The organism is Roseofilum reptotaenium CS-1145 (genome assembly GCF_028330985.1).
In the GTDB taxonomy this organism is placed as follows: Bacteria; Cyanobacteriota; Cyanobacteriia; order Cyanobacteriales; family Desertifilaceae; genus Roseofilum; species Roseofilum reptotaenium.
In genome coordinates this window covers 79992-100296 of the sequence record NZ_JAQMUE010000112.1, presented here as the reverse complement: position 1 = coordinate 100296, position 20305 = coordinate 79992, and the positions used below count along the sequence as shown (strand labels likewise).

At 41.8% G+C, this 20305-nt stretch carries 20 protein-coding genes and 1 pseudogene; 11 read left to right on the top strand and 10 right to left on the bottom strand.

What is annotated here, in order from left to right:
• The first annotated feature begins 57 nt into the window (after positions 1-57).
• From PN466_RS25150 to PN466_RS25140, 4 genes are all read left to right on the top strand, one after another.
• Positions 58-1839, top strand: a complete 1782-nt coding sequence (locus PN466_RS25150; protein WP_271945343.1) for a PAS domain-containing sensor histidine kinase — start codon at positions 58-60, stop codon at positions 1837-1839.
• 13 nt (positions 1840-1852) lie between these two features.
• Positions 1853-2461 carry a response regulator transcription factor gene (locus tag PN466_RS26115; protein WP_313898711.1) on the top strand — a complete coding sequence of 203 codons (609 nt, stop codon included), beginning with the start codon at positions 1853-1855 and terminating at the stop codon, positions 2459-2461.
• A gap of 113 nt (positions 2462-2574) precedes the next feature.
• Entirely contained in the window at positions 2575-2967 is a 393-nt protein-coding gene (locus tag PN466_RS26110; RefSeq protein WP_313898710.1) for an ATP-binding protein, read from the top strand.
• Positions 2968-3009: 42 nt separating this feature from the next.
• Positions 3010-3198, top strand: coding sequence for a hypothetical protein (locus tag PN466_RS25140; protein ID WP_271945340.1), 189 nt, complete (start codon positions 3010-3012; stop codon positions 3196-3198).
• An 87-nt stretch (positions 3199-3285) separates the two neighbouring features.
• Here PN466_RS25140 and PN466_RS25135 read toward each other — a convergent pair whose 3' ends face one another.
• The 3 genes from PN466_RS25135 to PN466_RS25125 all read right to left on the bottom strand — a co-directional run bounded on the left by PN466_RS25135 (position 3286) and on the right by PN466_RS25125 (position 5220).
• Positions 3286-3756, bottom strand: a complete 471-nt coding sequence (locus PN466_RS25135; RefSeq protein ID WP_271945338.1) for a L,D-transpeptidase — start codon at positions 3754-3756, stop codon at positions 3286-3288.
• 196 nt (positions 3757-3952) lie between these two features.
• The gene (locus PN466_RS25130) at positions 3953-4597 is read right to left on the bottom strand and encodes a bifunctional 4-hydroxy-2-oxoglutarate aldolase/2-dehydro-3-deoxy-phosphogluconate aldolase (RefSeq protein ID WP_271945336.1); all 645 of its coding nucleotides are present in this window, start codon (positions 4595-4597) and stop codon (positions 3953-3955) included.
• A 113-nt stretch (positions 4598-4710) separates the two neighbouring features.
• Positions 4711-5220, bottom strand: coding sequence for a DUF4149 domain-containing protein (locus PN466_RS25125; RefSeq protein ID WP_271945334.1), 510 nt, complete (start codon positions 5218-5220; stop codon positions 4711-4713).
• Positions 5221-5458: 238 nt separating this feature from the next.
• On the opposite strand from PN466_RS25125, the gene PN466_RS25120 reads away from it, so the two are divergent.
• The 3 genes and pseudogenes from PN466_RS25120 to PN466_RS25110 all read left to right on the top strand — a co-directional run.
• On the top strand, positions 5459-5905 hold the full coding sequence (locus PN466_RS25120) for a hypothetical protein (RefSeq protein WP_271945332.1): 447 nt from the start codon (positions 5459-5461) through the stop codon (positions 5903-5905).
• Positions 5905-6678: a TIGR01548 family HAD-type hydrolase gene (locus PN466_RS25115; RefSeq protein ID WP_271945330.1), complete on the top strand. Its 774-nt coding sequence runs from the start codon at positions 5905-5907 to the stop codon at positions 6676-6678. Before PN466_RS25120 ends, PN466_RS25115 begins: the two co-directional genes overlap by 1 nt.
• A gap of 185 nt (positions 6679-6863) precedes the next feature.
• Positions 6864-7187 (top strand): annotated as a pseudogene (locus tag PN466_RS25110) (Uma2 family endonuclease); the annotation flags it as partial.
• A gap of 80 nt (positions 7188-7267) precedes the next feature.
• Here PN466_RS25110 and PN466_RS25105 read toward each other — a convergent pair.
• Positions 7268-7483, bottom strand: a complete 216-nt coding sequence (locus tag PN466_RS25105; protein WP_271945328.1) for a hypothetical protein — start codon at positions 7481-7483, stop codon at positions 7268-7270.
• Positions 7484-7761: 278 nt separating this feature from the next.
• On the opposite strand from PN466_RS25105, the gene PN466_RS25100 reads away from it, so the two are divergent.
• On the top strand, positions 7762-11052 hold the full coding sequence (locus tag PN466_RS25100; protein WP_271945326.1) for a SpoIIE family protein phosphatase: 3291 nt from the start codon (positions 7762-7764) through the stop codon (positions 11050-11052).
• On the opposite strand, the gene PN466_RS25095 is transcribed toward PN466_RS25100, so the two are convergent.
• The 5 genes from PN466_RS25095 to PN466_RS25075 all read right to left on the bottom strand — a co-directional run bounded on the left by PN466_RS25095 (position 11049) and on the right by PN466_RS25075 (position 16639).
• On the bottom strand, positions 11049-12179 hold the full coding sequence (locus tag PN466_RS25095) for a mechanosensitive ion channel family protein (RefSeq protein ID WP_271945324.1): 1131 nt from the start codon (positions 12177-12179) through the stop codon (positions 11049-11051). The two genes, PN466_RS25100 and PN466_RS25095, sit on opposite strands and share 4 nt — an antisense overlap.
• Positions 12180-12209: 30 nt before the next feature.
• Positions 12210-13880, bottom strand: a complete 1671-nt coding sequence (locus tag PN466_RS25090; RefSeq protein ID WP_271945322.1) for a mechanosensitive ion channel family protein — start codon at positions 13878-13880, stop codon at positions 12210-12212.
• A gap of 249 nt (positions 13881-14129) precedes the next feature.
• Positions 14130-15056, bottom strand: a complete 927-nt coding sequence (locus tag PN466_RS25085) for a hypothetical protein (RefSeq protein WP_271945320.1) — start codon at positions 15054-15056, stop codon at positions 14130-14132.
• Positions 15057-15448: 392 nt separating this feature from the next.
• A complete protein-coding gene (locus PN466_RS25080) occupies positions 15449-16045 on the bottom strand; it encodes a TerD family protein (RefSeq protein WP_271945318.1) in 597 nt (198 codons plus the stop codon).
• A 15-nt stretch (positions 16046-16060) separates the two neighbouring features.
• Positions 16061-16639 carry a TerD family protein gene (locus PN466_RS25075; protein WP_271945316.1) on the bottom strand — a complete coding sequence of 193 codons (579 nt, stop codon included), beginning with the start codon at positions 16637-16639 and terminating at the stop codon, positions 16061-16063.
• A 215-nt stretch (positions 16640-16854) separates the two neighbouring features.
• Between PN466_RS25075 and PN466_RS25070 the strand changes: the two genes are divergently transcribed.
• Together PN466_RS25070 and PN466_RS25065 are read left to right on the top strand one after the other, a co-directional pair.
• Complete coding sequence (locus tag PN466_RS25070; RefSeq protein ID WP_271945314.1) at positions 16855-17520, top strand: sigma-70 family RNA polymerase sigma factor; 666 nt, start codon at positions 16855-16857, stop codon at positions 17518-17520.
• A gap of 83 nt (positions 17521-17603) precedes the next feature.
• Positions 17604-18536 (top strand): DUF1822 family protein, encoded by a 933-nt coding sequence (locus PN466_RS25065; protein ID WP_271945313.1) that lies wholly within the window; start codon positions 17604-17606, stop codon positions 18534-18536.
• A gap of 7 nt (positions 18537-18543) precedes the next feature.
• Here PN466_RS25065 and PN466_RS25060 read toward each other — a convergent pair whose 3' ends face one another.
• Positions 18544-19380 carry a Uma2 family endonuclease gene (locus PN466_RS25060; RefSeq protein WP_271945311.1) on the bottom strand — a complete coding sequence of 279 codons (837 nt, stop codon included), beginning with the start codon at positions 19378-19380 and terminating at the stop codon, positions 18544-18546.
• 234 nt (positions 19381-19614) lie between these two features.
• On the opposite strand from PN466_RS25060, the gene PN466_RS25055 reads away from it, so the two are divergent.
• Positions 19615-20199 carry a hypothetical protein gene (locus PN466_RS25055; RefSeq protein WP_271945309.1) on the top strand — a complete coding sequence of 195 codons (585 nt, stop codon included), beginning with the start codon at positions 19615-19617 and terminating at the stop codon, positions 20197-20199.
• Positions 20200-20305 lie beyond the last annotated feature (106 nt).

Below are 20305 nucleotides of genomic sequence, written 5' to 3'. Positions count from 1 at the left end.
TGTTCCCTAGGATTGTACCGACTTTTGTTCCTTAAGTCTTCTCTTGGTTTCTATGGCATGATTCCAAACTTATCCCATTGCTTACGTTCTTTAACCCCATTGAAACCCTTCTGGGGGCTAGTCAATCCTCCAGGTTGTGAAGGTTTAAGTCATTATCAGCAATGGCAACAGCGGTTTATGAAAGTGCGCTTGCAGTTGGCGCTATGGATTGCATTAGGGTTCATCTTTAGTGTGATTACCCTCAATGGGATGCGGTTTTGGCGACTGGAGGAACCCTTATGGGATTACCAGCTAGGGACTCAAGTGGCGATCGCCCTAAGCCTGTTGACCAGTCTGCGTCTGCTTCCCTTAGCGTCCACCCATCGTCATCTGAATGTCTTATTTCTACTATTTTCCTGGTCTCTTACCCTATTCCCCCTCGTCTCCAATACCGTAAATCCAGCCTCTGAAATCGACTTTTCCGGGTTAATTATTACCTTTTTTACCCAAGCAACCTTGATTTCGGTGCGTTGGCGGCTCCATTTATTCGCTCAAGGGGTAATGGTAGGATTTTATGCTCTGTTCTACTCTATGGAGCATGAGGCTTCTTTTTTCTCCGTGTTAGATTCCTCCTTGCAAGTCCCTATGGTCTTAATCCTGTTTTGGGTGTGCTTGATTTGCGATTTTTCCGTGTATCTCTATGAACGGCTGCAACAGTCCGAATTTAAGAGTCGTCGCCAACTGGAAATGGCTTATCAAGATTTGGAGAAAGCCGAGCGCCAATATCGCAGTATTTTCGAGAACGCGATCGAAGGGATTTTCCAATCGTCTCCAGAGGGACAGTATTTAAGTGTTAATCCGAGTTTAGCCCATATTTATGGTTATGATTCTCCAGAGGAATTGACCAATCTGACGGATATTAGCCAAATGTACGTCGATCCCCATCGCCGTCAAGAGTTCATGGAACTGATTCGCGAGCAAGGTCAAGTGATCGGCTTTGAATCCCAGATTTATCGGCGCGATCGCCAGATCATTTGGATTTGTGAAAATGCCAGAGTCATTACTAATCATCGGGGGGAAATTATTGCCTATGAAGGCACAGTAGAAGACATTACTCGGCGCAAAAGCATGGAAGAAGATATGAGAAAAAATTGGGAACGAGAAAAAGAGTTAAATCAGTTAAAATCTCGGTTTATTGCCATGGCTTCCCATGAATTTCGCACGCCGTTAACCCGGATTTTGGCTTCTGCTGAAGCCTTGGAGCATTACCAAAGCCAGTGGGACTCATCTAAACAACTTAAATATTTGCAACGAATTCAAATCACCGTTAATCACTTGAATTGTTTGTTGAATAATATTTTGATCATGGGGAGGTCAGACTCGGACAAACTTCCGATCAATCCTCATAAAGTTGATTTATATCAGTTGTGTCAAAATTTGATAGAAGAAACAAGCAGTTGTTTAACTCCAAAACACCATTTGAAATTCTTGACTGACGGAACCCCTGAACCGTTGGAAGTCTATCTGGATGAAAGCTTATTAAGACAGATTTTAGAAAACTTACTTTCTAATGCCATTAAATATTCTCCCCATGGAGGTGAAATCAAGTTGAGGATAGAGTATAATACCGACAAAGTTTGTTTTCAAATTCAAGATAGTGGCATTGGCATACCGGAAGAAGACCTTGGATATTTATTTCAATCCTTTCATCGCGGTCACAATGTAGGCAACTTACCCGGTACAGGGTTAGGTTTGGCCATTGTCAAAAAAGCGGTGGATTTACAGCAGGGTGAGATTACGGTAGAAAGCTCACCAGACCAAGGAAGTCTGTTTTCAGTAACCCTGCCATTATATCATTAAGGATAGTTTCGTGATGAAAAAAATACTGGTTATTGAAGATGATCCAGATGTTCGGGATATTATATTGGATGTGTTAGAAGCAGAGCGCTATTGGGCCATTGGTGCAGAACATGGACGTGAGGGAGTTGACTTAGCGATCGCCCATCTTCCAGACTTAATTATTTGTGATGTTATGATGCCAGAATTGGATGGCTATGGCGTTTTAAAAGAACTCCAAAATCAACCTCAAACGGCAACAATTCCTTTTATTTTTTTGACGGCGAAATCCACTAAATTTGATCAACGCCAAGGGATGGAGTTGGGAGCAGATGATTATATTACCAAACCGTTTATGCGGACTGAGTTGTTAAGTGCTATTACAACTCGGTTAAAAAAACAAGAGGTTCAAACCGAAAAAGCCGAAATCAAACTAGATGAACTGCGCCATAGTATCTCCCTCTCTTTACCCCATGAACTCCGCACTCCCTTAAACGGGATTTTGGTTTCTTCAGAATTCTTACAGCACGATTTTGAGAATTTAGATCATCAAGAAATTTTAGAGCTTTTGGAAAACATTAATGTTTCAGCAAAACGGCTCCATAGATTAATTATAAATTTTTGTTTTATACTGATTTGCAGTTAATAAAAACGAATCCAAAACGGTTATCGTCTTTAAGAGGTAAATCGATAGAATATGTAAGTCTTATTATTAAGGAACTCAGTGTAGGCGTCTCTAAAAAACAGCCAAAATCCCGCATGGATGATTTGATATTAAACGTAAAAGACGCTCATCTGCGGATAGATCGGGAAGGTTTTATTAAACTCTTGGAAGAATTGCTGGATAATGCTTTTAAGTTTTCAGAGCCGGGCACTGAGATTACAGTTTTTGGTGAAATAGAGGGGGAATTTTATCATTTAGCGATTCGCGATCGCGGACGGGGAATGAGTGCAGAACAGATCGCTAATTTCGGTGCTTACCAGCAATTCGATCGGAAAATCTATGAACAACAAGGTTCAGGATTAGGCTTATCGATTGTTAAGGAATTGGTGAATTTATATGACGGAAAATTTACGATTGAGAGTTCTCTCAACAAAGGAACAACCATCCATGTTCTTTTACCCACCCTACCGCAAGCAGAGGAATCTTGATAGACTGAGATTCTATAGTGATTCTACGTTAGGTAGGTATTAATGAGTCTATTTGAAGATCGAGACTTGATGCATCTTCCCTCTGTGTTTATTGGTGGCGAATACAATTGGCAAGCTCAGATTCATGCCGCACAAGTGGAAAGTCAGAAATTGCGGCGCTTACGCCAGCAGTGGAGTTCGGAACGTCCTAGTCATTTCAATCATCCGAAGGGGAGTCCGACTAAAAATTAGGCAATAGGCAATGATGGAGTCCCCGTGTCGTTGCTCCCTGAGCGTAGCCGAAGTGTCGAAGGAAGCGTCCTATTCCTCTATTTCCTATTACTTAACAATTACGGGGGTTCCCAAGGTTGTCCAGTTAAAGAGCCATTGGGCATGATCGACAGCGACATTCACACAACCATGGCTGACGGGTATACCAAATTGATTATGCCAGTACGCGCCATGGATGGCATAATGACCGGAATAGTACATAGTATAGGGAACGTCGGGTAAATCGTAACCATCTCCTCGCATTCGTGCTAGTTCATGTTTGGATTGGATGGCAAAGCTGCCCCTAGGTGTTTCATGGTAGGCTTTACCGGTGGAGATAATGACGCTGTAGATGGGAATGGAGCCTTCCCAAGCCGTGAGTCGTTGGGTGGCAACGTTAACCTCGATCCAGCGTTGGCTGGAGTTTTTGAGGGTTTGAGTCTGTTCTTCTAGGGTGGGGTTTTGGGCGAAGGTGGGGATAGGTTGAATACCATGCGCTCCAAGAATAATGAGGGTGAGGATAGGAATAATAGCTTTCATGGCAGTGATGCAAAGTCGATCGCTATAGCGCTATGCGCTAGTCATGGGTAATGTCTCAAAACAGAGAGCAAGTGCTATAGCAGAGAAAGGAAGAGTTAGGACACTTTCTATTGCCTATGACGGATTACCTATTGCTAAAACAATAACCTAACCGTCTTAAAGCACTCCTTTATATATTCCTATTTTGCCTGAAGAACTATCGATCATCCATGCGTAATTGTGCTAGGAGTCGGTGGCTGTTTTCGGAAATTGCTTGCCAATTTTGTGCTTTGACTAAAGATGGAGGAAAAAGTTGGGTGGATAACCCAACGCCGATCGCCCCGGCTTTAATTAAATCTAGGGCATTGTTTGGAGTAACACCTCCTGTGGGAATGAGGGGAATATGACCTAAAGGGCCTTGTAAACTTTTAAGATAGTGGCTACCACCAAGAGCTTGAATGGGAAAGACTTTGACACTACTGGCTCCTGCTTGCCAAGCGCTAACAATTTCGGTGGGGGTAAGAGCGCCGGGAATGATGGGAATATGGGCTTTTATCGCCTGTTCAATGAGTGGGGGATGGGTATGGGGTGAAAATAAAAACTCTGCACCGCAGGCGATCGCGTCTTGCATCTGATCGCTGGTGAGTACGGTTCCTGCGCCGATGGTACAGTGGGGTAACTGTTGACGCAGTAAGGCGATCAGATCGGCGGGGCGATCGCTATTCCAGGTAATTTCAATTAAACCCATTCCTCCCTGCGCGACTGCATGGGCAAGTTGCATCCCCAATTTCAGATCGGGAGAACGGATGACGGCGATCGCCCGATAATGATGCAGTAAGTCTAACCACCGTTGCTTGTACATAGGGAATAGAGAACAGGAGACAGGGAATAAGGACAAAAAAAGAAACAAGGCCATTTTAAGAGCCTTGTAATTGAGTCATGGATTGGAATATTTTAAGTTGAGTTGTTGTTGCTTTAGTTGTTAGCAGTACTCCAAGGGCTACAGAGTTGGAGAATGATGCCACAACCGACTACTTTTAACAGTTCTAAGACCCAATATCCCATTTGCATGGGCATCATTTCTGAGGAAACCGAGCGCACGGTTTCAAAGAAGGTTAAGTTGAGTCCCATGGCGCTCATTTGAGGAGTTAAGCCATAGGTGTCTACTAAAGCGATCGCCAATAAAATAACGGATAAGATAAGGGCAGTATGGCGTTTTGCGTCTGAGAGTTGATGTTGATTTTCTAAAACGAGTAAGCCGGTTAAGGTTAAAGCGGCACAGAGAGTTTCTACACGGTTAAAAATCCAAAAAATAGAATAACCAGCCGAGGCAAATCCCGGTTGAGTCATCATTCCAGCCGTATATAAACCTGGCATAATTACCAGATCAATAATGAGGGTTGCACTCAACCAGAATCCTAGAGCGCCTAGGAGGATTTGTTGCCAATTGAGGTTTTTCCCATTTGTTCCAGATAGAGTTCCCATTTCGTTTCTCTCGTACACTCTCTACTTTTTTGTTGTACCGAACTTTTGCCCCAACTGCGTAAGAGTGCAATATTTATTTATATCTATCGGATCGGGTGAACGATTTTTCTAGGATTCACTTCAGTTAATATTGAGAAGTGTAAAGAAAGCCAGCCAAAGGTCATGAATCACCCAAGTGGAGGAAGTCAAAATTTAGGGATATGAATTGAATGGGATTAAGGGATTTCAGGATCAAGCTATGAACGCACAATCCAAGCTCAGAATAGGAGCGATCGCCGCTAGTCTGTTGCTCTTATTGTCCGTAATCTCACTGGAAAGTCAGTCGGTGCAAGCTCAACCCATTTCTGCTTGTACGGCGATTTTAGGGGAAGAAGACCAGGAAAATGACTTAGGGATCTATGATGGTGTTGGCACAGAATTTTACACGAGATATTATGGTAGTCCTGGCGATCACGTCTCAATTCTGCAAGGCGATCGAGATGGATTGGCGATCGCTAACGATAAATATGGAAACAATTGGGTAAAAGTAGAATTGCTTCAAAGTCAGGCTAGGGGATGGGTGCGGCGAGATAATTTGAGTGAATTTGAATGTTATAATGAAGGCAATAGTGGGATACCCACAGGTGTAGTGGTGAAAGCGAAACCCCTACTGTATCGACTGGTAATTTCATGGAGTATCAGGTGATGGATCGACAAGCACTGGTGGTATTTGATATTGATGGGGTTTTGCGAGATGTGGGTCAATCCTATCGTCGAGCGATCGCCGATACAGTGGAGAAATTTACAGATAACCAGTATCGTCCCACTTTAGCAGATATGGATGAGCTGAAAAATGAGGGAATTTGGAATAATGATTGGGAAGCGTCTCAAGAGTTAGTGTATCGCTATTGGGTGAGTCAAGGTCAAACCAGGGAGAGTATGGCACTTAACTATGAGGAACTGGTGGAATTTTTCCAATCTCGCTATCAAGGCAGCGATCTCCAGAACTTCAATGGATATATTACCCATGAACCCTTATTAGTTACGGCGGATTATCTGTATGACTTGAATAACCACGGGATTCTATGGGGCTTTTTTAGTGGAGCAACGCGGGCAGAAGCCAAATATGCTCTAGAGTATCGGTTAAAGCTGTCGAATTTAGCGTTAGTGGCGATGGAAGATGCTCCAGGAAAACCCGATCCAACCGGATTATTTCAGGTGATTGAACAGTTAGATTCCGATCCAACACTACCGGTGTTTTATGTGGGGGATACGGTGGCGGATATGAAGACGGTAGAGCGAGCAAGAGTAGAGCAACCGGATCGGTTATGGGTGGCGATCGGCATTTTACCGCCCCATGTGCAAGAAACGCCAGAACAGAGCCAAACCTATGCCCAACGATTGGAAAGTGCTGGAGCGCAAAGGGTATTTAAAAATGTAGAAGATTTAGCCGTTGATCAGATTCAAGCGTTGATTTAAGTCTGGAATTTAAAGTCTCTCAACTCTACATTAGACCTCTTCCATCAGTCGGTAGAAAATGAAGGGTAGGAGTATCCTGTATTCTTACCCCTATTCCCTATTCCTTGACTTCTCCAAGAAGTCTATGATTTGGTCTGATCTACAATAAAAAATGATCGCTTAAGTATAATGCCATAACGCTTCAGAAGTTAGTGAGAGAAATTGCTGCTAGTAGTGCTGCCATTGATCTAGGGGATAAAAAATGGGCGTATCGGCGTAGTGGTGTACAAGAGTATAGAGTTTGGCAGATGTGCGATCGCCAGATTGATTGGTTTCGTTTAGACAATGGTGATTATGTTTCGTTATCACCTGAGGAAATGGGAGTTATTTCCTCAGTGATGTTTTCTGGGTTGCGATTAGATATTGAAGCCATGATCCAGGGTAATATGGCGCAAGTGTTGGCAGTTTTGCAACAGGGGATTCAGTCCACAGAACATCAACAGTTTGTGCAAGCGTTCAATCCAAGCTGAACGGTTCTAAACAACTCTATTTCCAAGCGTGAAGCCCGATATACCCTGAGCAACACCAACATCCCTAAAATACACAGCCCTTACCACAGCAATAACCACCCAGGTTTCCACCATCCTCCGGTATGCACTTCTACTAGATCGGAGAGACCAAATAGAGTAAAAATGGGGACTACCCATCGAGACAGTGTAGCATGGGGGGGAGAGGGAAGGATCGATCGCCAACCTAATCCGAGAGCAAACAGTATCCATAAATTTGCTTCCATGCGGTTACCATGATGATAAATACCCTCTAACACTCGAATTTAAACCTCAGTACTAAGATAATGGAGTTTGAGTGCCAATCCCGATCTCAGTATAGCCAAGTCACTTAAAGCCAAAATGAGGCGAATTTTAGCCCAACAGGAGAAACCTAACAGAGGATTAGAGAACTTCATGATGGGTGCATCCAATCAAATTACCCAAAAGTTGTCTGTCTTGTGACAACAAGTACGGTAAAATGTTACAAATCTTAATAATGAATCGACAAAATGAGATGTGACAGTAAATATTCATTCATCAAGGAGATTTTATCCAATTGGCGATACGGCTGAATCAATGGATTAATAAAGCATCTGAAAAACTTCCCTTAAGGATAGTTTTAATTGTGCCATTCTTGGTACAAATATTTGTAGTCGTAGGATTAATTGGATATTGGTCGTATCGTAATGGTCAACAAGCCATTGAAGAATTAGCAACTCAGTTACGACAAGAAACCACCAGCCGCATAACCGATCATTTAAACACTTATTTATCCAATCCCCATTTAATCAATCGAATTAATCTTCACGACTTAGAAATGGGGAAACTAGACCTCAATGATGTGACCTTATTAGAACGTCATTTTTGGCAACAAATACAACTTTTCCCCAATATATCTTCTATTAATTTAGCCACACCAAAAGGTCTTTTTAGTGGTTCAGAAAATATCGTGAATGGTCAAGTTAGAACTGCCCATTGGAGCATAGAAGATCCGGACAAAATCTATGAAATTTGGGATGTAGATCCGGCCGGATATCGGACAGAAATATACGATCAATATCCCAATTGGGATATGTTTAGTAGGGTTTGGTATATAGATGGAAAAAATATAGATAAACCGAGTTGGGGAGAAATTTTTATTTGGGCAAATCGTCGTAATATCTCCTTACCAGGTTTCAGTCACTATTATAATAAAGATGGAAATCTAGAAGCTATTTTAGTAGTTGATCTATCTTTGCTAGAGATCAGCACCTTTTTACAAACTTTAGAAATTGGTAAGACCGGTCAAACATTTATAATGGAGCGGAATGGATTATTAGTTGGTTCCTCAACAGATGCATCACCTTTAATTCAAGGAGAAGAAAAACCGCAACGGTTGCCAGCAAGGGATATGGATAATCCATTAATTCAAGCAACTGCAAAATTTTTAGAAACTGAGTTTCCAGATTTTAACGATATATCAGGGATCCAACAGCTAAAATTCAAACTAGGAGACGAATGGCAGTTAATTCAAGTCACCTCATATCGCGACGAATATGGATTAGATTGGTTGATTGTCGTGATTATTCCTGAATCTGATTTCATGGCTAAAATTCATGAGAATAATCGCATGACTATTTTACTGTGCTTCATAGCTTTAGGTGTGGCAACTATATTGGGAATTATGACTTCCCGATGGATTATCCAAGATATCTTAAGTTTGAATGAAGCGGCAAAAAAAATATCTCTTGGAGACTGGGAGCAGCAGTTAAATATTCATCGTTCCCATGAGTTAAGAGAATTGTCTCAATCTTTTATGTTCATGTCCGAAAAACTTAAATCATCTTTTGAAACGTTACAGAAACAAAAAGATGATTTAGATCAAACGAATGTGCGGCTTCAGCAACTCGATCGAATGAAAGATAGCTTTTTAGCCAATACATCCCATGAGCTAAGAACCCCATTAAATGGAATTATTGGGATTGCCGAATCTTTGATGGATGGAGTAGCGGGAGAACTCTCTCCTGTCACTCGTTCTAACTTATTTACCATTATTGCTAGCGCTCGTCGCTTGTCAAACTTAGTCAATGATATTTTAGATTTTTCTAAGTTACAACATCAGACCATTACGTTGCAACTCAAACCTGTCGATTTGCATTCAATTGTTGAAATTGTTTTGACTTTATCGAAACCATTAGTCGCCCAGAAAGACGTAAAACTGATTAATAATATCCCTAAAGACTATCCTCTTGCAGAAGCGGACGAAAATCGCTTACAACAAATTTTTTATAACTTGGTTGGTAATGCCATTAAGTTTACTGAGTCGGGAATTGTAGAAGTTAGTGCAGAAGCGCTCAAATCTTCTAGTCATAACTCTGAAATTGCGGTTTCAGTGTCTGATAGCGGGATTGGAATTCCTGAAGATAAATTGGAGAAGATTTTTGAATCTTTTGAGCAAGCAGATGGTTCAACAGAGCGGGAATATGGAGGGACAGGATTAGGGTTAGCAATTACTAAACAATTAGTAGAATTACATCAGGGTAAAATTTGTGTTAGTTCTCAGGTTAATAAAGGCTCAAAATTTACTTTTACACTACCTATCTCATCTGCTAAAGTGTCTAACAACTCATCAACCTTAACCCTCCCAAGTAGTGAACTCAAAGTAGAAGATAAGTGGGAATCTCTTGAAGAGATACATCAGGTAGAAGTAGAAGAAAAATCACAAATTTTGATTGTGGATGATGAACCGGTAAATCGTCAAGTTTTAGTCAATCATTTATCTTTGAATGACTATGCTATCTGCCAAGCAAGTACCGGTCAAGAAGCGTTAGAGTTAATCGATAATGGATTAAAACCTGATTTAGTTTTGCTAGATGTCATGATGCCCAAAATGACGGGATATGAAGTAACGAGACGATTACGGGAAAAGTTTAATATTACAGAATTGCCCATTTTATTATTGACGGCAAAAAATCAAATTCAAGATATTGTCGCGGGTTTAAAGGTAGGGGCAAATGATTATCTTACTAAACCCATTGCTAAGGATGAGTTATTAGCCCGTTTACGGACTCAGCTCAATTTGAAACGTTTGAAGGCGGAAAACTTGTATTTAAGTGCAGAATTGGATATTATTCGCCGGATGCAAGAGATGGTATTACCCTCTACATCTGAGTTGAGGGCGATCTCCACTTTAGATATTGCTGGATGTATGCAACCGGCGGAAGATGTGGGTGGAGACTATTATGATGTCTTAGTGGAGGGAAATCGCCTCACAATTGGGATTGGTGATGTTACTGGCCATGGACTCGAAAGTAGTATCATCATGATTATGGCTCAAACCGCTGTCCGTACTCTGCAAGAAAGTAAACAAACCGATCCCGTAGAATTCCTATCGATTCTCAATCGCACTCTCTATCACAATATTGAGCGCATGAATTCTGATAAAAGTATGACGCTCGCACTTCTAGACTATAGCAATGGAATCATCCAACTCAGTGGACAACATGAAGAGATGATCGTTGTTCGATACAATGGAGAAGTTGAACGAATTGATACAATTGATTTAGGATTGCCCCTAGGTTTAGAAGCTAACATCAGTCAATTTATTTCCTCTGCTCAAATCGCACTCAACCCTGGAGATGTAGTGGTTTTGTATACGGATGGGATTCCCGAAGCAGAAAACAAAGATAGAGTCTTTTATGGTATTGATAAACTGTGTGAAGTGGTTCAAGCTCATCATCACCAATCGGCTGAAGAAATTCGCCAGGCAATTATTGTTGATGTTCAGAATCATATTGGCCAACATACAGTATTTGATGATATGGCCCTAGTCATTCTGAAACAAAAAGAGCCTCAACTTCCTACTTAATTATTCTCTGAATTCACCAATTTGTTATAGCTCTCTGGATCGGTTCTCAATTGAACATTGAGACTGGGAATTTTTTCTTCTTCTATCAGCTCCAATATTCTAATATTTAAACTCTCTTGAATGTTATAGTAAGAATCTAAGTCTTGTACTTTAACGCGGATATCAAAGACACGAGCATTGCCATCAATCTCTTTTAAAAAGACCGTGCATTTGGGATGCACTCCTTCAATGGAAGGTGCAATCTCTCGGAGACGCTCGCAAATCCGCTGAGTCTTTTTCGCACAGATACCATCAACTCTTAGCTTGAGTAGAATTCCCCACATTAAGGGATTGCCACTACTTCCCACTTGAGTCCAGTTTTCCACAATGCCAGAAATCATCTTCGAGTTAGGAATTTTTACTGTCGAACCCCAGGGGCCAATTTTTAGTTCGGTACTTCTAAAGCCAATATCTATCACTTGAGTGAATCCGCTCAACCCTTGAACCATAATCCAATCGCCTTGGCGATACAGTCCATCGGAGAAAATAATGAAGGTACAAAACCAGTCATAGACAATATCTTTGAGTAACAAACCGATGGTGATTCCGGCACCGCCGAGTAGTCCAACTAAGGCTCCTGTGGAAGCTCCTAGGAAAATTTCTGCGGCTTTGATCACCATGATAACAATGGCAGCCGTTTGGAATATTTTGGGTAAAAATGGCCTAATTATTTCCTGAAATTCTCCTTCAGAACCAATAATAACTGTAGAAGCAATTTCAGCGAGTAAACTGGAGGCTCGATAAATAATATAAGCCATAATTACGACCCCTAACCAGCTCAATAAGCCATCAAGGGTTTGATTAAGTTTCGGGGTCAGGTTTTCAGAGAGAACTAACTGAATTGCCCAAATCCCTCCTAAGATAACCAGCAAACTAAAGGAAGGCTTGAAAATCTCGACTAGTTCATCATCTAAGGTTGTTTCTGTGGCTGCTGTTATTTGTTCAATCTTACGAATCACCAGTTTAGAAATGACTTGCCGTAAGAATTGAACAATAACCAGAATCAATAAGACAATTATCCATTTAGGTAAGGGGATACTGAATAACTGATAGGTAACCAATTTTTCCCAAATTTCCGCGATCGTCATCGGGTTTCTCTCTGCAACAGGATCAATGATTTAAGTCATAGACGGATTATCGGGTTTGAGCAAATTAATCTGACTATCTTCTGGTGACTTAAAGCGAATAATCCGTTGAGGTAACAGAGGTGGAATTCCTGCCCGATCAAAAGCCTCTTTGATCATATCTCGGACAACTCCTTGAATTTCGTCATGGATGCCTCTGGGGTTACTGATTGGCTTGAGTTTTGTCATGGTGCGAATGATCATATGAGAGGTCGTAAATTCCTCAATTCCATTAAAGTCAATGGGTTCTAAAACTTCGGGGTGATTCGCTTGTAACTCTTCACTAACTTGTCCTAAAATTCCATAGATTTTCTTGACATTTGCTTCATAGGAAATCGGGATATCGACTACGGCATAGATAAAATCTCTAGAATAGTTTACAACCTCTTCAATATTTCCATTACGAATGATATAAACTTGACCATTAGGATGGCGAATGCGAGTCGTTCTGAGTTCAATGGCTTCTACAACCCCTGAAGCGTCTCCTGTCTCCACAAAGTCTCCAACTAAATAATAGTTTTCAAATAAAATAAAGAACCCACTGACCATATCGTTAATCAAGTTTTGTGCCCCTAAACCTACGGCTAAACCCAATAAACCCGCTGCGGCTAAAATGGGGGTGGGGTCAATTTCAAAAACATCTAAAATCAAAATACCAGCACCAAAGTATATCAAGTATTTGGATAAACTTTGCATCAGTGGCGTAATCGTCATCCGTCGCTGCTTCTGCGTATCTGATAAGCTTTTGTCAGATAGCATGACTTCTTCAAGGAGGAGTTGACTCAACTCAATAAAGACACGACTGAGGAGGATAATGACAATTAAATTAATCAGTTTTTCTCCAATATTGGTCAACCCAGTAATTGCCTGAATTAATCCAATGACTTGGGTGACCATATTGACATAAATTACAGCTTCTAAACAGCGTTTAGCGAAGGGGACTAAATGCTTAAGATTGCCATAATATCGACTGACTAAGGTGTCTGGCTTGAAATAAGATTCAATCAGATTATCGAGACTATCAATAATCGAAGTTGCGGCTTGCAAAATGAGGATACTTAAAGCAACAATGAGATACCCAATCAATAGGGTTTTCAAGTAGCTTATGAGTGTTTCTGGTAACTTAAAAGAGTATCCACTGAGATATAAGGTCAGCAGCCAAAGGGTATTGGTGACATGAAACTTGGTGTTTGCTAAAAACAGATCGGTTTGATCGTAAACAGCAGTTAGTTTAGCAAAAACAGCAAACTCTTTTACTTTTTTACCGGCTGGGTTGAGAACCGGATCAAGATAACGGATAATGGTTAAGGTAACGATAATTAGACCACTGGTAATCAAGAGTCCAAACAACGTCGTTTGCCATAACTGTTTGGGTACATTTTGAAACAATCTCAGGGTGTACTTGAGTAAGTCTTTTTCCCCTCGATAAATCAAAAATACATTGGCTAAAACGATGGAGATACTGAGGAAAAACCAAGAAAATGCTAGGATTTTTTTCGAGTATTTCCGAAGCCTATCAATTTGGCTTTTTTTGTCTTTCAGCCATGATAAGTGGTAGCTTTTCTTGAAGAGGAAATTTATCGCCCATTGCAGCACAATAAAGGCAACTAAAACGACTACTAACTCACTGATGACAAAGATAAGATTGTATAAGTTTTCCATCATTTTGTTTCTATGGGATCGAATCTTAACCTAAGCTTTTCTGGCTTAACCCTGCTTCACTCATCAGAAAAACTCCTAGTTGTTAGGATTAACCACTCTAAAGAGTGACTGCATTTTCTAACGCAGTTCCTAAGTATAAATCAAAAACTATGCTAGATATATAAAGATTTTTATCTGAAGTTATAAAATCTTTACAGTTTGTGACTTCGATCAATAGCTATCTATAGAAGTAGGATAGCATAGGGTTGAAAATTAATACCAATCGGGTGCTGCACCGGTTTGGGGTAATTCTGTAATGGGTTTTACATTTGATCCATCTCTATTAATTGTAAAAATTAGATCGGAACCATTGCGAGTGGAGCGGAAAGCGAGCTTGAAACCATCGGGTGACCAAGTAGGTTCGAGGTCTCGTCCTGGGTTGCGGGTTAAGTTAATGAGGTTGGTTCCGTCTGCATTCATGAGATAAATATCGGCATCACGGGTAAAGTAACCGGGTTTAAGTTGAAAAGATTCAAAACTAAAGGCAATTTTCTCTCCATCAGGAGACCAAACGGGGGTGTGGTGAATGCCTTCACGATCGCTCAATTGAATGACATTAGAACCATCTGCATTCATGAGATAAATCTGGAAACTCTTGCCATCAGAGCGGTTCGACGTAAACAGGATCTGCTTGCCATCAGGAGACCAATCGGGAGATCGCTCCACTGCAGGATGATGGCTAATATTGGTTTGCCTGGTTCCATCAGGATTCATGACAAAAATATCCTGATTCCCGTTGCGATCGGAACTAAAGGCAATTTTCTCTCCATCGGGCGACCAAGTGGGGTAAAATTCCCAAGCGGGATTGATGGTTAACCGTCGTTGATCTCCACCATCGGCGTTCATCACATAAATTTCCCGATTTAAGTCCCGGTTTGAGACAAAGGCTATTTTACGGCGATCCGGTGACCAAGCCGGTAAGCCATCATCCCGTAAAATATGGGTCAGGCGCTTAGGATAGGAACCATCGTCATTCATGACATAGATGGACATATTGTTTTCCCGCAGGGACTGAAATACAATTTTTGGTCTATTCGCGACAAAGCTATGGGTGGTGGTTTGGCAAAGAATCACCAATAAAAAAGCAAATAAACTTAAGCGAATGGTGATCGCTCCTAATTTAACTAATTTAACTCTCATTGTTGCTCCCTACTCACCACCTTTTGACTCTTCTGCGATCAGCGCGTAAATGATAATCCCAATCAAGACTAAACCTAATGTGATAGATACTAAGATACTCATCATGCAACTAAAAATGCTCCTGAGCTTGAAGTGATTCTAAACTGTTGCACCCTATGTTATAGCAGTTGATAGTAGATACAGCGCTTGGCGCTGGGGAATAGGGAATAGGGTTGTGGTACATAGAGAGAGAGGATTCAAGCTTGTGTTTCATAATGCCAGCAAAGTGCTGTTATGATATCCCAAAGGTGAGGAAAGGGGCGATCGCCACTTCGCCCCTAGTTTCCGTACTCATACTAACCAATGACCCATGACCGATTATCCACTCCCCGCCCGTAGCGATCTCCTAGAAACTACCGATAATATTGGATTATTTCCTGTAAATTTTTCACTCGAAATCCTTCCCCCTTAGCTGCCATTTGCCATTGTCCATCTTGTAAATAGACTTCTGCCATAATCATCCCAGTCATTCCCGCATAATTGGAACCCGAAAGATTATACCGCGCAATCTCCTGATTATTCGACCGGTTAACCAAGCGCACAAACGCATTTTTGACTTGCGAAAACTCCTGCTTTCGCGATAAGCACTCATAAATATTGACCACAAATACCAACTTTTTGATCCCTGGCGGCAGTTGGTCTAGCGATACTAAAATCTGTTCATCATCCCCTTCTCCTTCTCCCGTCAAGTTATCGCCCAAATGGGTTACTGCTCCTGAAGAATGGCGCAAGTTTCCAAAATAGACTAAATCCGTAACTCCCTTCAGCTTATCTTGGTCGTCCAAGCAGATTACCGACGCATCTAAATCCAGATTGGCCTCTTTTTTTAGAATTCCCAATAATCCCTTTGATTCGACAACATCCCAACCTAATCCACACAGCAAACTTTTCAAGCCCGGAGCAATTTTCTCTAAGGAAATTCGTTGTCCTTTTTCTAGGTTAATTCCCATAATTTTGAGCCTCAGTTACAGATATCGATCCAATAGAGCCTGCAAACCGCCTTGATACCCAGAACCTACTGCATTCATGCGCCATTGTCCATCACGGCGATAGAGTTCTGCCATAATTAACGCTGTTTCAATGGAATAATCTTCGGCCAAAGGATAGCGGAGTAATTCGTTTTTAGTAGAAACATCCACTAAGCGCACATAGGCATTTTCTACCTGACCAAAATTCTGTTTGCGCTTCTCGGCTTCATGAATGGTTACGGTAAACACGATTCGATGAACTTCTGGGGGCACTTTTTGCAAATTGACAATGATTACTTCATCATCACCTTCTCCTTCTCCGGTCAAATTATCCCCCATATGTTCAATGGACTTATGGGTATCGGGACTCACCTTATTATTATAGAAAATGAAGTGCTTATCGGAAATGAGTTTCTCATTTTCTCCCAACAGAAATGCGCAGGCATCTAAGTCAAAATCATAACCGGTATCGGTGGCTTTTACATCCCATCCTAAACCCACAAATACGGCTTGTAAGTTGGGGGCGACTTTATCTAAAGAAATTCGTTGGCCTTTTTGCAGACTGATGCTACTCATTAGTGTCTAAATTGAACGTCAAGGTGTGCAGTAAATCATTTTGATTCTATCCTAGTGTATCGAGTGGTTTAACGGCCTGACCAGGGTCAAAGCGGATTTAATATGAAGATTTGTAACAGAATGCCGTGAGTGCCCTTACACAGATGACAGATAAACAGAAGGGTTCATGACACACTAGGAACATCTGATAAACGATAAAGCCTTGATGGTGTGTAATGGATCAAAATCAGCCGGGGGGGAAGGCTCCCTTGTTCGCCAAACTGCAACAGTTAATCCAGGAAACCTGTGCCCAGCCTCCTTTGAGTTTAGAACGGCAAAAAGGATTGGCTCAACTGGTGAAATGGATTCAACATTCCGGCAAACTGTGGAAAGAAGCGGTTCCTCACTATGAGGATGCTCTCCAACAAACCTGGTTTTATGTCTGTCGTAACCTCTGTGAAGCGGCAACGGGGGCAGCTTACGATGCTGAAAAAGGGACAATTATTACCTGGATTAATGCTTATTTGAAGCGTCGATTGCAGGATAACCGGATTGAAGGATTTCAGCAACAAAAAACTAGAGTGCAAACCTATCGGACTTTTGAGGGAGAAGTGTACGATCCGATCGATGATTTACCGGCTCCTTCTCCGATTCCTCCGGTGTTGGAAGAGATACATGACTGGGTCAAAACTGATGCAGGGGGAAAGTTAAGACGGATTCATATGCGCGATCGCCCCGATGTCAACTGCCAAGTGTTAATTTTACGCCGTTTACCCCCAGAAACATCTTGGAAAGACTTAGCCGAGGAATTTCAGGTTGATAAAAACACCCTGAGCAGTTTTTATTCTCGTCAATGTTTACCCCGCTTGCGGGAATTTGCTCAATCTCAAGGGTATTTTTAGGGAATGGGGAAGAGGGAATAGGTTTCAAAACTGAAAAACAGTCCTAACCGACCCATTTTTAATTTTTAATTTTTAATTGAGACATGACTACTATTGTTGATGAACATCTGTTAATTCTTCCGATTCCAGAGCGCTATCGCCAATGGGCGAATCAGTTTGCTCAGGAACAACTGACACCGGAAAAAGTGAGGCAAGTTTATCTGAATACGTTGGCGGTTTTAGGGGTTGATGATTGTCTGCAAATGTTGGGCATAGAAACGGATCGAGAAGCGAGTGATAGCTGGAATCCGGTGATGCGATATGGTGGAGATTTAGCCGATCTGGAAGTGGTGAATTTGGGAAAATTAGAATGCCGAGCGGTGCGCGAAGGAGATACGGTTTGTCCGATTCCTTTAGAAGTTTGGTGCGATCGCATTGGTTATGCAATTGTGGAACTAGCAGAGGGCGATCGCCAAGTCACAATCCTCGGTTTTGTCCCCCAAGTTACGGACGAAACTCTGCATTTAGATCAGTTGCAACCCTTAGAAGCCTTACTGGAGCATTTATTTAATTTACGCTCTGCTTCCACTCCAGTTAATCTCTTAACGCCCATGATTCAATTAGGAGAGTGGTTAACGGGAATTATCCCCCCTGGATGGCAAGCAGTAGAAGAGCTATTGAGTTCCGATTTAGTCCTGGGATTTAACTTTAGATCGGCTCAATCTCCCGTAATCCTTCGTCAAGCAAAACCCATTGATGTGGGCGATTTGAGTTTGATCTTAGTGGTAGAAATTGAAACTGCTGTGGATGAATCGATGGATATTCGTCTGCAATTGTATCCAAGTGGAGAGCGAGCCACATTACCCCCAGGAGTAGCATTTGTTTTACTTGGCGATCGCCAAAATCCTCTGTTAACCGCCCTATCCCGTTCTCAAGATCGAGGATTACAACTTCAATTTAGTGCAGAACCCCAAGAAATCGTTAACATTCAGGTGAATTATAACGATCGAACTTGGACACAAACCGTTCAAATTTAACCGTTATTTATAGCTGTTCTGGGTTAATTCCCTGCGATCGTAGCAATTCAGCAAGTCGTTCAGCTCGTTGGCGTTCTTGCTGTAACTCCAATTCAGCATTTTCTGCTCGCTCGCGTTCCTGCTCTAAATCCAATTCAGCCCTTTCTGCTCGCTCGCGTTCAATTCTCGCTCGTTCATCTCCTGTTAATAGCAAATTACCCTGATTATCCCACCAGCGCAGCCAAGGTAATTCTAGATTTCCATACTGTCCTCGCCAAATTCCTAACTCTACACCCATAGGCTGAATTGGATAATGACTTCGCTCATTGGCAGCCACTAACTCATAGCGATCTTCGATTAAATGATAAACTTCTACACTGGCCTTCTGCACTTCATAGATCGCGTAAAAAGCTGGACGGATGATTTGTTCGTATACCCAAAATTTACCGGGTTTTTGCCCTTTTTTCTGCACTTTCGATAGGGGAGTGGTATCTCGTTCTTCTGAACCATCTCCTGATACAAATTCAATCGCAATTAAAGGAGGAATAAATTCCTGCCACAACACATAAGAACGCCTTGCTCTACCCTCAAGAGTGGGAGGAACGTTGGGAACATAAAACCAGTCCGGACATTCCGCCCCTTTTTCTGGGGGTTCTGTCATCCTCCAATAGATACCACAGTCTTGACCGATCGCATAGTATTGGTCTGGGTGCCGGCGATCGAGTGTCGATTGAATCGAATCTGTCAGTAAAATACTTTGGGGATGCTCCTGAAAGTTTTTCACGAAAGTACCATCGGAGTCAGGCAGTTGGGTATGGTCAGGAAGAGTGAAATTTTTGAGTTCTGATGATTTGGCGATGGTCATAGGGAATCGTTTCTCATCGCAGGGGATGGAGGATAGTATAGCATTTGAGCTTGGCCCTGTTACTGGTGGAGACTTTTCTGATTCGCCCCTTTTTTAAGGGGGGTTAGGGGGGATCGAAATGTAACGTTTTATTACAAAATCCGTGATTTTGCATAAAATCAGCCCAAAAAAACTGACTACTCTATAGAGGCTTCTATGGCTTCTGTTGTTAAATACTCAGTATGGGAGTCACAAATGATGAATTCATTCAATGCAAAACACTTACTGCTCGGATTAGCCGTAGGTATCAGCACCACTATGGCTACAGCACAAGTGGCTTATGCAGACTCCTTTGAAATTAACTTGTTCAGTGGAACCAGTTATAGCTCGGATACCGCATCCATGGATGCGCTGCTGGGAATCACTGGATATACCATTGAAAGCTTTGAAGATACTACGTTAGTTCCAGGGTTATCGGTTTCGTACACCAATCCCACCACCGAACCCATCAGTGTGTTACCTGCCCTTTACAATGAAGCCCAGAGTGGAATGTATAGTAATAACCTCTGGGATGGTCATCATGCACTGGTCAATACACCTCAAAACCAAGAGTGGGAGCAGGTCGGACTACACTTTCTTACTGACCGGATTACATTTCACATTGAGGGTGGCGCAACATCTTTTGGTATAGGTTTGGGTAATTTTCAAACCAACATTACCTATCATGAGTTACTTGTCAATGGAGTGTCGCAAGTTGCCGCAATTGACACCTTACCGGGTTGGCGTACTGGTATTCATATTCGTAATGGCTACAACGGAAATAGCGCTAAAGCAACTTGACTGCTCTGATTGAGAAAGTGCAAAACCTGGAAGTTGAGTGATTTTGTTGCAGAGATGGAGAAGAGCGATCGCCTGTAACTTTAAGCGTTGTCATTGTGATTGTAGG